Annotated in this window: 12 protein-coding genes; 8 read left to right on the top strand and 4 right to left on the bottom strand. The window is 65.0% G+C overall.

Features of this window, described 5'->3' with window-relative positions:
* Nucleotides 1-79 precede the first annotated feature (79 nt).
* Together ACREE8_RS25820 and ACREE8_RS25815 are read right to left on the bottom strand one after the other, a co-directional pair.
* Nucleotides 80-532 carry a 3-hydroxyacyl-ACP dehydratase FabZ family protein gene (locus tag ACREE8_RS25820; protein ID WP_431575897.1) on the bottom strand — a complete coding sequence of 151 codons (453 nt, stop codon included), beginning with the start codon at nucleotides 530-532 and terminating at the stop codon, nucleotides 80-82.
* 40 nt (nucleotides 533-572) lie between these two features.
* Nucleotides 573-854, bottom strand: coding sequence for an acyl carrier protein (locus ACREE8_RS25815; protein WP_431575896.1), 282 nt, complete (start codon nucleotides 852-854; stop codon nucleotides 573-575).
* A gap of 293 nt (nucleotides 855-1,147) precedes the next feature.
* On the opposite strand from ACREE8_RS25815, the gene pgi reads away from it, so the two are divergent.
* Nucleotides 1,148-2,734, top strand: coding sequence for a glucose-6-phosphate isomerase (pgi, locus tag ACREE8_RS25810; RefSeq protein ID WP_431575895.1), 1,587 nt, complete (start codon nucleotides 1,148-1,150; stop codon nucleotides 2,732-2,734).
* A 122-nt stretch (nucleotides 2,735-2,856) separates the two neighbouring features.
* Here pgi and corA read toward each other — a convergent pair whose 3' ends face one another.
* Nucleotides 2,857-3,855 (bottom strand): magnesium/cobalt transporter CorA, encoded by a 999-nt coding sequence (corA, locus tag ACREE8_RS25805; protein ID WP_431575894.1) that lies wholly within the window; start codon nucleotides 3,853-3,855, stop codon nucleotides 2,857-2,859.
* Between the two features lie 279 nt (nucleotides 3,856-4,134).
* Between corA and ACREE8_RS25800 the strand changes: the two genes are divergently transcribed.
* On the top strand, nucleotides 4,135-4,947 hold the full coding sequence (locus tag ACREE8_RS25800; protein ID WP_431575893.1) for an N-formylglutamate amidohydrolase: 813 nt from the start codon (nucleotides 4,135-4,137) through the stop codon (nucleotides 4,945-4,947).
* Nucleotides 4,948-5,059: 112 nt separating this feature from the next.
* Nucleotides 5,060-5,401, top strand: coding sequence for an endonuclease domain-containing protein (locus ACREE8_RS25795; RefSeq protein WP_431575892.1), 342 nt, complete (start codon nucleotides 5,060-5,062; stop codon nucleotides 5,399-5,401).
* Between the two features lie 127 nt (nucleotides 5,402-5,528).
* Here ACREE8_RS25795 and ACREE8_RS25790 read toward each other — a convergent pair whose 3' ends face one another.
* Nucleotides 5,529-6,536, bottom strand: coding sequence for an arginase family protein (locus tag ACREE8_RS25790; protein ID WP_431575891.1), 1,008 nt, complete (start codon nucleotides 6,534-6,536; stop codon nucleotides 5,529-5,531).
* A gap of 206 nt (nucleotides 6,537-6,742) precedes the next feature.
* Here ACREE8_RS25790 and ACREE8_RS25785 point away from each other — a divergent pair, with 206 nt between their 5' ends.
* The 5 genes from ACREE8_RS25785 (at nucleotide 6,743) to ACREE8_RS25765 (ending at nucleotide 12,368) form a co-directional block, all read left to right on the top strand.
* Nucleotides 6,743-8,362, top strand: a complete 1,620-nt coding sequence (locus ACREE8_RS25785; protein ID WP_431575890.1) for a GMC family oxidoreductase — start codon at nucleotides 6,743-6,745, stop codon at nucleotides 8,360-8,362.
* Nucleotides 8,363-8,734: 372 nt separating this feature from the next.
* Nucleotides 8,735-9,889, top strand: a complete 1,155-nt coding sequence (locus tag ACREE8_RS25780) for an ABC transporter permease (protein ID WP_431575889.1) — start codon at nucleotides 8,735-8,737, stop codon at nucleotides 9,887-9,889.
* Nucleotides 9,890-9,902: 13 nt separating this feature from the next.
* Nucleotides 9,903-10,697 (top strand): ABC transporter ATP-binding protein, encoded by a 795-nt coding sequence (locus ACREE8_RS25775; protein WP_431575888.1) that lies wholly within the window; start codon nucleotides 9,903-9,905, stop codon nucleotides 10,695-10,697.
* A 25-nt stretch (nucleotides 10,698-10,722) separates the two neighbouring features.
* Complete coding sequence (locus ACREE8_RS25770; protein WP_431575887.1) at nucleotides 10,723-11,742, top strand: MlaD family protein; 1,020 nt, start codon at nucleotides 10,723-10,725, stop codon at nucleotides 11,740-11,742.
* A 14-nt stretch (nucleotides 11,743-11,756) separates the two neighbouring features.
* Complete coding sequence (locus ACREE8_RS25765) at nucleotides 11,757-12,368, top strand: PqiC family protein (RefSeq protein ID WP_431575886.1); 612 nt, start codon at nucleotides 11,757-11,759, stop codon at nucleotides 12,366-12,368.
* Nucleotides 12,369-12,691: the final 323 nt, after the last annotated feature.

Here is a 12,691-nt window from a genome sequence, read left to right as displayed (position 1 = left end):
GACGCGATGTCGATACCGGGCAGCCCCCTCCCCAACCCTCCCCCGCAAATGCGGGGGAGGGGACTATATTACTCGATCTCTACGGCATCCCGATCCGGTCGGCGAAGGCGCGCAAGTTGCGGCGCATGGTTTCGCTCGGATAGGGGAGGCTGCGCAGCATGATCTGGGCGTCGGCCACGGATTTGCCGCCGGCCTCGCAGCGCGCCTGCGTCACCCAGAATCCCGATCCCTCATGCTCGACCTTGGCGATCACGGTCAGGACCGTCGCCGGCCTCACGAAGCTGCGCAGCTTCGCTTCCTTGATGCCCGCCAGGAAAGGCATGCGCTCATAGGCCGAGAGGGCGAGCAGGAGATATCCCGAGGTCTGCGCCATGGCCTCGATCAGCAGCACGCCCGGCACGATCGGATGGCCGGGGAAATGACCTTCGAACACCGTCGAGGTCTCCGGCACCTCCGCGCGGCAGCGGATCTCGCGCGCCTCGAGATCGAGGCTCTCGAGCCGGTCCACCATCTGGAAATAATCGAACTGCATGGAGCGCTCGCCTGCGAGGGACCGATGGCCGCGAACGCGATCAGGCGGCCTTGACCGCGACCAGCTCGTCGATCCGCAGGCAGAGATTTTTCAGGACGAAATAATCGTCGATCTTCGACTTGCCCTCGTTGATTTCCTGCATCCAGCGCTCGACCGGCATCTTGATGCCGAAGCGCTTGTCGATGGCAAAAGTGACATCGAGAAAATCCAGGCTGTCGATGCCGAGATCGTCGATGGTGTGCGACTCGGGCGTGATCTTCGCGCGGTCGATGCTGCAGACCTCGTTGATGATCGCGGCGACGGAATCGAAGGTCTGGCTCATGCGGGCGCGCAGCTCAAATGACCGTGAAATCGGAATTGTCCTGGCAATCTAGGCAGTTCGGCGGGCCGGCGCAACATCGGGCGGTGCCCTGAAATTTCCACGGTTTCCGCGAGAATCCGCACCGGAATCGGCGGGCCTTGCGCACAGGTCCCCGATTGCAAGGGGACTGGCGCGGCGACCGTTTCGTTCCCTACTCTCTTGCGAGCGCCCGCCCGCCTCCCGATCATCCCGCCGGCGCGAAGCAGGTCCGGTTCTCGGGATCGGCTGACTTCACGATGCAGCAGGAGTCACGGATGGCGCCTTCTCCCCTATCGCCCGCCTGGCAGGCCTTGCAGGCCCATGCCAAGACGCTGACCCGGATCCGGTTGACGGACCTGTTCGAGCAGGACCCCACGCGCGCCGAACGCTTCGCGCTCGAGCAGGACGACCTGTTTCTCGATTTCTCGAAGAACCGCGTCACCAACAAGACCCTCGATCTCCTGAAGGCGCTGGCCGAGGAGGCGCAGCTCCCGCGCTGGAAGGAGCGCCTCTTCGCCGGCGAGCCCGTGAACAACAGCGAGGGGCGTGCCGCCCTCCATATGGCGCTGCGGGCGGATCCAGCACAGCCGATGCGGATCGGCGACACGGATGTGATGCCGGAGGTTGCGGCCCAGCTCGCCCGCATGGAGGAATTCAGCGAGGCGCTACGCAGCGGACGCTGGACCGGCTTCGATGGGCGTCCGATCACGGATCTGGTCTCGATTGGCATCGGCGGCTCCTATCTGGGGCCGGCGCTGGCGGTCGAGGCGCTGGCCGGTCCCAAACCCACGGGCCCACGGGTCCATTTCCTGGCCAATCCCGACGGCGGCGCGGTGGCGCGCCTGCTCGAGGGGCTCGAGCCTGCGACGACGATGTTCCTGGTCGTCTCCAAGAGCTTCTCGACCGCCGAGACCCGGCTCAATGCCGAGGCCGCGCGCGAATGGCTCCTGGCGCGCGGCGGGAGCCGCGAGGATCTGCCCAAGCATTTCCGCGCGGTCTCGACCAACCGGTCCGCGATCGCCGAGTTCGGCCTCGATGCCGACGCCGCCTTCGCCATGTGGGACTGGGTCGGCGGCCGCTACTCGCTCTGGTCGACGGTGGGGCTGCCGATCGCGGTGGCCCACGGCTTCCCGGTGTTCCGCGAGCTCCTCGCCGGCGCCCGCGCCATGGACCGGCATTTCCGCAGCGCGCCGGTCGAGCGCAACATGCCGACGCTGCTGGCGCTGCTCAGCCTCTGGTATACCGGCTGCCAGGGAACCGAGACCCATGCCATCATCGCCTATGACAGCGCGCTGGCGCTGTTGCCCGGCTATCTGCAGCAACTGGTCATGGAGAGCAACGGCAAGGGCGTCACCCGCGAGGGCAAGCCGGTGCTCCTGCCGACGGCGCCCGTGGTCTGGGGCGGGGTCGGCACCGAGGTGCAGCATGCCTTCCTTCAGGCCTTCCATCAGGGTTCGCGCCTGCTGCCCGTCGATCTCATCGGCGTCGTCGAGGACCGTCATGGCAGGCCCGCCCATCACCAGATGCTGCTCTCGAACCTGATCGGCCAGGCCGAGGCGCTGATGAGCGGCAGCCCGCAGGCCGATCCGCAACGCGCCTGTCCCGGCAACCGGCCCAGCAACGTCATCCTGATGCGCCGCCTCGATGCGCGCGCGCTGGGTCAGCTCCTGGCGCTCTATGAGCACAAGACCTTCGTCGAAGGCGTGGTCTGGAACATCGACAGCTTCGATCAATGGGGCGTCGAGCTCGGCAAGAAACTGGCAACCCGCATCGAAACGGAGATGCATTATGCCGACGCGCTGGACCATCACGACGCGTCGACGGCGGCGCTGATCAGGCGCGTGAGGAACGGTCGGAGCTAAGAGTTTCTTATCCCCTCCCTCCTTGTGGGGGAGGGTTAGGGAGGGGGTAAACGCGATGTCGATAACCGAGGGGCCCCTTCCCTCGCCCTCCCCCGAACACGGGGGAGGGGATCATCTCATCGCTACAGCCACCCCGCCTTGTGGAAGCGGTAATAGAGATAGCCGCAGGCGCCGGTGATGGCGGCGAGGGTCGCGGGATAGCCCCAGACCCATTCGAGCTCGGGCATGACTTTGAAGTTCATGCCGTAGATGCCGGCAATGGCGGTCGGGACCGCCAGGATGGCGGCCCATCCGGCCAGCTTCTTCATCACCTCGTTCGCCTTGACCGAGGAGAGCATGAGATGCGCGTCGAGGGCCGAGCCCAGATTTTCACGCAAGGTTTCCAGCCCCTGGCTCGCCTTGATCGCGTGGTCCTGCACGTCGCGGAAATAGGGATAGGTGTCGCGGTCGATCAGCGGCACGTCGAAGCGCATGATGCGCGTGCAGATGTCCTGCAGCGGCTGGACCGCATGGCGCAGCGCCACCAGATCCCGGCGCAAGCCGAACACCTTCTCGATGTCGTCCGAGCTGAAGCGGTTCGAGAAGATGTCGTCCTCGATCTGCTCGATCTCGGCCTCCATGGCGTCGATGATCGGGAAATAATTGTCGACCACGAAGTCCATCAGCGCATAGAGGATGAAATCCTCGCCCTTGCGCAGCATCTGGGGCGCCGCCTCGCAGCGCGCGCGCACGGCGGCGAAGGTCTCGGACGGGCCATGGCGGATGGTGACGACATAGCCGCGGCCGATGAAGAAATGGCTTTCGCCGAAGGCGAACTCGGCCGCCTGCCGGCGCGCGGTGTGGAGCACCAGGAACAGCGTGTCGCCATAGACTTCGAGCTTGGGGCGCTGATGGGCGAGATGCGCGTCTTCGATCGCCAGCTCATGCAGTCCGAAACGTTTTTGGACCTTGGCGAGCACTTCCTCGTCCGGATCATAGAGCCCGATCCAGATCAACTGGCCGGGCGCGTCGGGCACCTCGTCGAGATGCTCGATATCGATGTCACGGACGGCACGGCCGTCGCAATAGAGGCGGCAATTGACGACCTGCTGCGCGGCGGCCGTATTGGGGGATCCATACATTGAGCAGCACCTCGACCCCTCATGCCTCGAGGGGCTTGACTGAATGGGGCGGACCATATCATGGCGGCCGCGCCGGGAGCCACCGCAGGATGGCCGAAAAGCACCGACGCCGGACATGAAATCGATGTCGATCGCAAGGGTCCCGACGGCCCGATGGAACCCCGTTCGGACCGCTTCGACAGGATCGTTCCCGTCAACCCGGTTTGCCCCGCATCGAGGCCGGGTTAAACTGCATCCTCCGAGCCCACCCTCTTTTCATCACCGCTTCGTTTCATGGTCATGACGCCGCCGGACACCCTGCTCGATCCCGACGAACCCGACCCCGTGGCGATCCACCGGCCCGACGGCCGGTCACCCTATCTCCTCACCTGCGACCATGCGGGGCGTCTGCTGCCGCGCCGCTTGGGCGATCTGGGCATTCCCGCCTTCGAGCTGGAGCGGCATATCGGCTGGGATATCGGGGCCGCGGGCCTCACCCGGCAGATGGCGCACCGCCTCGACGCCACCGCCATCCGGCAGGCCTATTCACGCTTGGTCTGCGATTGCAACCGGCCGCCCGACGCCCCCGACTTCGCGACCCGGATCAGCGAGAACACCCAGATCCCCGGCAACCGCGATCTGACGCCGGCCGACATCGCGGCCCGGCGCGAGGAGATCTGGCGGCCCTATCACCAGGCGATCGCCGGCCTGCTCGATGCCCGCAAGGCCGCCGGACGGCCGACCTTGCTCATCGCCATGCACAGCTTCACGCCGGTCTATAAGGGCCAGTCGCGGCCCTGGCATGTGGGGCTGCTCTATAATCGCGACCGGCGGCTGGCGGATGCGATCCGGCCCCTGCTCCAGGCCGCCCAGGTTCCCGCTGACAGCGGCCATGCCGAAGCCGGGCGGCCGCTGGTGGTGGGCGACAACGAGCCTTACCGCTTGACCGATGAGACCGACTACACGGTCCCGGTGCATGGCGAGAAGCGCGGCCTCGTGAGCCTCGAGATCGAGGTGCGCCAGGATTTGATCGCGAGCCAGCAGAGCCAGGCCGCCTGGGCGGTGTTGTTCGACAAACTGCTGTGCGAGGTGCAGGGGCGGTTTGTGAATTGAGTTGTATTTTCTGATTTAAACACAATCTATACTTGATAGACCAGTCCCCTCCCCCCACGAGGGGGAGGGCCAGGGAGGGGGCCGCTCCGCCTCCCGATCCAGAGCGTCGATCATGATCCACCCCGCGATCACGCAGTCCGCCCACACGCTGCGTCAACGCATGTCCGGCGCCGAAGGACGGTTGTGGTATCTCCTGCGGCGCAAGCAACTCGACGGCTTCCGTTTCCGCCGCCAGCAGCCTATCGGCTCTTACATCGTCGATTTCGTTTGCTTGAAGGAACGGCTGGTCATCGAGCTCGATGGCGGCTCGCATACAGAGACGCAAGGCTATGACGAGGTCCGAACGGCGTGGCTCGAGGCGAAAGGTTTCCGTGTCCTGCGATTCTGGAACAATGACGTGTTGGAAAATCAGGAAGCGGTGATCGACGGGATTCTAGAGGTGCTGGAGCACTGACAGTGTAGCCCTCCCCCTTGAAGGGGGAGGGGACAAGAAAATGAGGCGCGTTTGATTCATTGTCCCCTCCCTCAACTTCTGGGGGAGGGTTAGGGAGGGGGCTGCTCGATCTAGCCTACGCGCATCCCTACCCCTTCTTCCTCTGATTCACCCCGTCCGCGATCAGCGCGATCATCTCGAACATCAGCGCCATCGCGGTCATCGCCGTGATGTTCGAGGGATTGTCCTTGGTCGGGATCATGCAGACGATGTCGCCGCCGATCACGTCGAGGCCGCGCAGGCCGTGGAAGATCTTCTCGGCCTGCCAGGCGCGCAGGCCCCGCTGCATCGGTTCCATGTTGGCGACGGCCGGCGCCTCCGCCGGATCGAGCACGTCGAGATCGAAGGTGATATAGAGCGGCATGTCGCCGACCCTGTCACGGATGATCCGCACCGTGCTCTCGATGCCGAGCTCGAAGAATTCCTCGGCCGGGATGAGCTTGTAGCCGAGCTTGCTGGCGGTGATGTCGGCGCGCGGCTTGATCGGGTTGCCGCGCATGCCGATCTGGACCGAGCGGGTCGGATCGACATGCTGCTCGGCCACCGTATAGGCCGCCCAATGGGCCGCTGAGCGCACCGAGCCCAGCCAATGCGGGATATGCTCGTAATCGTCGCGATGGGCGTCGAAATGGAGCAGCGCGCATTTGCGCCCGCCGGTAAGCCTCGCATCCTTGCCGGCGATCGCCTTGAGGATCGGACCGGTGATGGCGTGATCGCCGCCGATCGAGACCGGCCGCGTGCCGGTGCGGTCGAGCCGCTTGAAGAAGCCCTCGATGTCCTGGACGCAGATGTCGTTGACCATGGCGTGGGGCAGCGGCACATCGCCCAGATCGTGGATCCGCGCGACCTCCCAGGGCACGATGCCGAACTTCTGATGGCCGCGGCGATACCAGCCGGAATTGTTGCGCACGGCGCGCGGCGCCAGATGCTGGTCGCGCTCGGTCGAGCCATTGCCCGAGCTGTGCGGCACGCCGACCAGCCCGATATCGCAGTTCGCCGGGTTTTCGTCCCAGGGGCATTTGAAGAAGGTCTGGATGCCCCACCAATACCAGGGCTCCATCTCCGCCTTCTTGCGCTGGAATTCTGCTTCGTCCATGACGCGTCGCTCCCTCTGGATGTCGTGGCAACCTTGCCCGCAGTGGATCGAGGACCGGTCCGGAAGGTCAAGGGTGAAGTTCGCCAGCCACGAAGGCGCGGCCGTTCATTGGTCACGCCATGGTCCCGCTCCCCAGCGCGGGGCGGGCTGTGCCATGCTGACGACACACCCCTTTCAACCCGCCGCAACATCCCCGCCCGCAGCCCATGACCAGATCAAACGCGTACGATTATGTGATCGTCGGCGCCGGCTCCGCCGGTTGCACGCTTGCCAACCGGTTGACCGAAGACCAGGGCGTCTCGGTCCTGATTCTCGAGGCTGGCGGCTGGGACCGCGATCCCTGGATTCATATCCCACTGGGCTGGGGCAAGATCCTGACGAAGCGGCTGCATGACTGGATGTATTTCTGCGAGCCCGAGCCCAGTGTCGGTGGCCGGGCCGTGGAATGCTCGCGCGGCAAGGTCGTGGGCGGCTGCTCCTCCACCAACGCCATGGCCTATGTGCGCGGCCACCGCAGCGACTATGACCGCTGGCGCGCACAAGGGCTCGAAGGCTGGGGCTTCGACGACGCCCTTCCCTATTTCCGCAAGCAGGAGCGTTGGGAGGGAGGCGCCAGCCCCTGGCGCGGCGGCGACGGGCCGCTCTCGACCCAGACCTGCAAATTCAAGGACCCGCTGCTTGACGCCTTCGCGGCGGCGGGCAAGAGTGCCGGCCATGGCTGGACCGACGACTATAATGGCGAGCATCAGGAAGGCTTCGGCCGGCTGCAGATGACGATCGGCAACGGCCGGCGCTCCAGCGCCGCCACTGCCTATCTGCGCCCCGCCTTGAAGCGCGGTCATCTCGCCATCGAGGTCAAGGCGATGGTCACGCGCATCCTGTTCGAGGGCCATCGCGCGGTCGGGGTCGAATATCTGCAGGACGGCCAGACCCGGACCGTGCATGCGAACCGCGAGCTCATTCTCTCGGGCGGCGTCATCAACACGCCCCAGACCCTGATGCTGTCGGGCGTCGGCGATCCGGAAGAGCTCAAGAAGCATGACATCCCCGTCAGACTGGCGCTGCCGGGCGTCGGGCGCAATCTGCAGGATCATGTCTCGGTGATCCTGATGTATCTGCGCAAGGCGCCGCCGAGCCCGTTCCTCAAGGCCATGCGCTATGACCGCATCGGACGCTCGCTGATCGAGGCCTATTGCTTTGGCACCGGCTTCGCCGCCGACGTGCCCGGCGGCAGCACCGCCTTCCTCAAGAGCCGCGCCGGCCTCCCGCAACCGGACATCCAGTTCCTGCTGACGACGGCCTCACTGGGCGCCTGGCCCTATTTCGAGCCCTTCAAGAAGCCGTTCCCGGATTCCTTCGCCTGCCGCGTGGTGATGCTGCATCCCGAGGCGCGCGGCGCCGTGACCCTGAAATCCACCGACCCGAACGCGCATCCCCGTATCCTGCAGAACTTCCTCTCGACCGACGCCGACTGGAAGGCCCTGCGCGCGGGCGTGCGGATGGCGCGCGAGGTGGCGGCCCAGCCCTCGATGCAGCCTTACGTGGCGCGCGAGATCGCGCCGGGCCTCGAGAAGACCGCGGATTCCGACATCGACGCCCATATCCGCAAGACCTCGATCACGGTCCATCACCCCGCGGGCACCTGCAAGATGGGCGTGGAGTCCGATCCCATGGCGGTGGTGGATACCAAGCTCAAGCTGCGCGGCATCGAGGGCCTGCGCGTGGTCGACGCCTCGGTGATGCCCGACCTGCCCACGGGTAACATCAACGCCGCCGTGGTGATGATCGCGGAAAAGGCGGCCGACCTCATCCGCGGCAGAGCCTAAGGGTTTCCAATCGTCGCCTCTCGTTCGCACTTGCAATACCCGTCGGGTCACTTGTCAGGGCGCGCCACGCCGAAGATTGGGCATCGCTTTGATTGCAAGGCGCAAATGACTGAAAAGCTACAAAGATTCGGCGGTCCCCTGCGCCGCAGGCTATTGACGCCACCGCCCGATAAATGCGCTTAATTGATGTGGGATTACCTCGCTTGGATTTCGTGCTGATTTTTGGGCGCATGGGGAGGGCTTGACGACGCCGGAAGTTCGTTGCCACGCCACGGCCTCCGAGCTTCCGAATGGGTTCTAGGACCCCGATCGGCCCCCCTGTCTCGCCATTCGCAACCGATTTGTTGGCCGAAGGGCCCCGAGACAAAGACATTGGCAACGGCCGCCATCCCCGACTACACCGCTCCCGGGCTCACCTTGACGCCCCAGGGCGGCGACACTTTGCTGCTGAGCCTCAGCGGCGACTGGCAGTTGCGCTCGGGTCTTCCAACCTCGGCGCAGGTGGATCAGCAGCTGGGCTCCAATCCTGCCGCCAAACGCCTGAGGTTCGACGCCGGAAAGCTCGGCAGCTGGGATAGCGGCCTGCTGGCCTTCCTGGTGGGCATACAGGATCTCTGCAAGACGCGCGGCCTCACGCTCGATGCGGGCAACCTGCCGGAAGGCGCCGGCCGGCTGCTGAAGCTGGCGGTCGCAGTGCCAGAGCGCCAGGGCGCGCAACGCACCAGCAAGCGCGTGGATTTCCTCACGCTGCTCGGCAAGGAAGTCATCGCCGCAGGGCGGTCCGCCGGCGAGATGGTCGAGTTCCTCGGCTTGGCCGTCCAGACCTTCGGCAAGCTCATGATCGGCCGAGCCCGCTACCGGCGCTCCGATCTCATCGACATCATCTATGAATGCGGCGCGGCGGCCCTGCCCATCGTCGCGCTCATCTCCTTCCTGGTCGGATTGATCCTGGCCTTCGTCGGCGCCATCCAGCTGCAGCAGTTCGGCGCCCAGATCTATGTCGCCGACCTGGTCGGCATCGCCATGGCGCGCGAGATGGGCGCGCTCATGACGGCGATCATCATGTCGGGGCGCACCGGCGCCGCCTTCGCCGCCCAGCTCGGCACGATGCAGGTCAACGAAGAGATCGATGCGCTCTCGACCTTCGGCCTGTCCTCGATGGAATTCCTGGTGCTGCCGCGGATGATCGCGCTCATCGTCATGATGCCGCTGCTCTGCATTTTCGCCGACCTCATGGGCATCCTCGGTGGCGCGCTCGTCGGCGTCGGCATGCTGCATCTGTCCCTGACGTCGTATGTCAACGAGACGCTGAATGGCGTCGGGCTGATGGATTTCGCGGTCGGCATCTTCAAGAGCTCGGTGTTCGGTGTGCTGGTCGCCGTGTCGGGCTGCCTGCGCGGCATTCAGTGCGGCCGCAGCGCGTCCGCCGTCGGCCTTGCCGCCACCTCCGCGGTCGTCACCGGCATCGTCTTCATCATCGTGACGGACGGCATCTTCGCCGTCATCACGGCCGCTCTCGGGATCTGAGGGAGCGCGCGTCATGCCCGACACCGCCCCCGCGACCGACGCCCATATCACCGTCAAGAATCTGGATATGGCCTATGACGATTTCGTCATTCAGCGAAATCTTAACTTCACGATCAACCGCGGCGACATCTTCATCATCATGGGCGGCAGCGGCTGCGGCAAAAGCACCCTGCTGAAGCATCTGGTGGGCCTGAAGGCCCCCGCCCGGGGCCAGGTGCTGTTCGGGGAGCAGGACCTCTGGGCGGCCGATCCGGAAGAGCAGCAGCGCATGATGCGCCGCTTCGGCATTCTCTATCAGAGCGGCGCGCTCTGGAGCTCGATGACCTTGGCCGAGAATATCGCGCTGCCGCTGGGCGAGTTCACCGACCTCAAGCCCGCCGAGATCCGCAAGATCGCCTCGCTCAAGATGAAGCTGGTCGGCCTCGCCGGCTTCGAGGATTTCTATCCCTCGGAGATCAGCGGCGGCATGCGCAAGCGCGCCGGCCTCGCTCGCGCCATGGCGCTCGATCCCGAGATCCTGTTCTTCGACGAGCCGTCGGCCGGCCTCGATCCGATCAGCTCGCGCATGCTGGACGACCTGATCCTCGAGCTCCGCGACAGCCTTGGCGCCACCATCGCGGTGGTCACCCACGAGCTCGCCAGCATCTTCACGATCGGGAACAACTCGGTGTTTCTCGACGCCGACACCAAGACGATGATCGCGCAGGGCGACCCCAAGAAGCTGCGCGACGAATGCCCAGACCCGAAAGTCCGCAACTTCCTCCTGCGCGGCGAGCTCGCCAAGTCCGGAGCCGGGGCGCCAGGGTGACACGCGGGGGAAACAGGACAAGCTGATGGCCAAGAAATCCAATCCGAAACTCATCGGCGCCTTCGTCTTAGGCGCGATCGTGCTGGCGCTCGCCGGTGCCGTCGCCTTCGGCGGCACCAAATTCCTCGAGCACAAGCAGAATGCTGTCCTCTATTTCGAGGGCTCGATGGGCGGCCTGGCCGTGGGCGCGCCGGTGGACTTCCGCGGTGTCCAGATCGGCACCGTCACCTCCATCAACATCAACTACAATATCGACGAGCAGACGCTGAAGATCCCGGTCGTCATCCAGATTTTCCCGAACATGCTTCATGTCGTCGCCGGGAAACGCGACGTGAACAACTTGAAAGTCTTGGTGGAGCGCGGCCTGCGCGCCCAGCTCGTGGTCCAGTCCCTGGTGACCGGGCAGGCGAGCGTCGAGTTCGATTTCCATCCGGAGACTCCGGTCAGGCTGGTCGGCGGCGTCACCGGACTGCCGGAACTGCCGACGATCCCCTCCAGCATGGACGAGATGCAGGCCAATATCTCGGCGGTACTGGAGAAGCTCAGCAAGATGCCGCTCGACCAGATCTCCTCCCAGGTCAGCGGTGCGATCCTCAACCTGCAGCAGATGCTGACCGACGCAAGCACGATGATAAAGGGCGTCAACGAACAGATCACGCCAACGCTGGCGGACCTGCAGGGGACCGCCCAGCAGGCCCATGACTTGATGCTCGCCGCCAATGACCGCATCCAGATGAAGGAAGGCGAGCCCCTTTATACATTGAACGACACCTTGAGTGATTACGGCAAGTTGGCGGACCAGCTCCAGGGCAAGACCGCGATTCTGACCAACGACCTGCAGACCACGCTCAAGACTTTGAACGCGGCGCTGGCATCGGTCGACGACGTGACAACCCTGCTGGAACGCGATCTCGCCAAGAACCCGGCCCTGCTGTCACAGACGACCGACACCTTGCGGGAGTTCAAGGCGATGGCCCAGTCGATCCGCGCCCTCGCCGATTATCTCCAGCGCAACCCGAACGCCCTGATCACCGGCAAACAATGAACCAGGAGAGGCCTATGCCCCGTTTCTTCGGTCTGATGGCGGCGGTCGCTCTCGTTGCCGCCCCGCTTCTGCTTTCGGGCTGCGCCAACAGCAAGCCCTCGCGCTTCTATGTCCTGACGCCGGTCTCGGCCCCCAACCCGGCTGCCGCTCCGGGCCCCTCGCTCGGCGTGGGGCCGGTGACGATCCCGCAATATCTGGACCGACCCGAGATCGTGACTCGCAGCAGCGACAATCAACTCCAGCTTGCGGAATTCGATCAATGGGGCGGGCGCATCGGCGACAACATCACCCGCGTGCTGGCCGAGAATCTCTCCTCGTTGCTCAAGACCGATCGCGTCTCGATCTATCCCTGGACCGACTCCAGCGCATTGACCGATCAGATCACTGTCAACATCACCCAGTTCGAACGCGATCAATCAGGTTCGGTGGCGCTCACCGCCTTCTGGACCATCGCCGATGCCCAGAGCGGCAAGATCCTCCTCAACGGGCGCTCGAATATCCAAAAGCCGGTCACGGCCAGCGCGACGGGCGACAATTATGAAGCGATTGCCGCCGCCATGAGCCAGGCCCTCGCCGGCCTCACCGACGAGCTCGTCGCCGCGATCCGGCGGCTGCCCGCGGGCTGATTCTGCGGGAGCGATTGCCGCTTTCGTCCTTGCCTGGGTTCCGGAACTGCGCCGCCGGGGCGGTTCGGGACTGCGCGGATGTCGATCCGGCGCGTTGATCTCGGTATGGCCGCCTGATCGCGCCGATCTGGATGGCGCGTTCCCGCAGCCAGAACCGAATCCCTTGGGAGACGAGGATGGCCAAGAAGACTGGCGAGAAACGCAACGCAGCGGTCGGCGCGAAAGCGCCATCGAAAGCCGACACACATGCGACCAAGATCAAGGGCAAGGACTACCAGCGCGAACTCCGCAAGCTGCATGTCGAACTGGTCAAGCTCCAGGAA

It is taken from the genome of Hypericibacter sp. (assembly GCF_050729195.1).
In the GTDB taxonomy this organism is placed as follows: domain Bacteria; phylum Pseudomonadota; class Alphaproteobacteria; order Dongiales; family Dongiaceae; genus Hypericibacter.
This window is presented reverse-complemented; position numbering and strand designations above follow the sequence as displayed.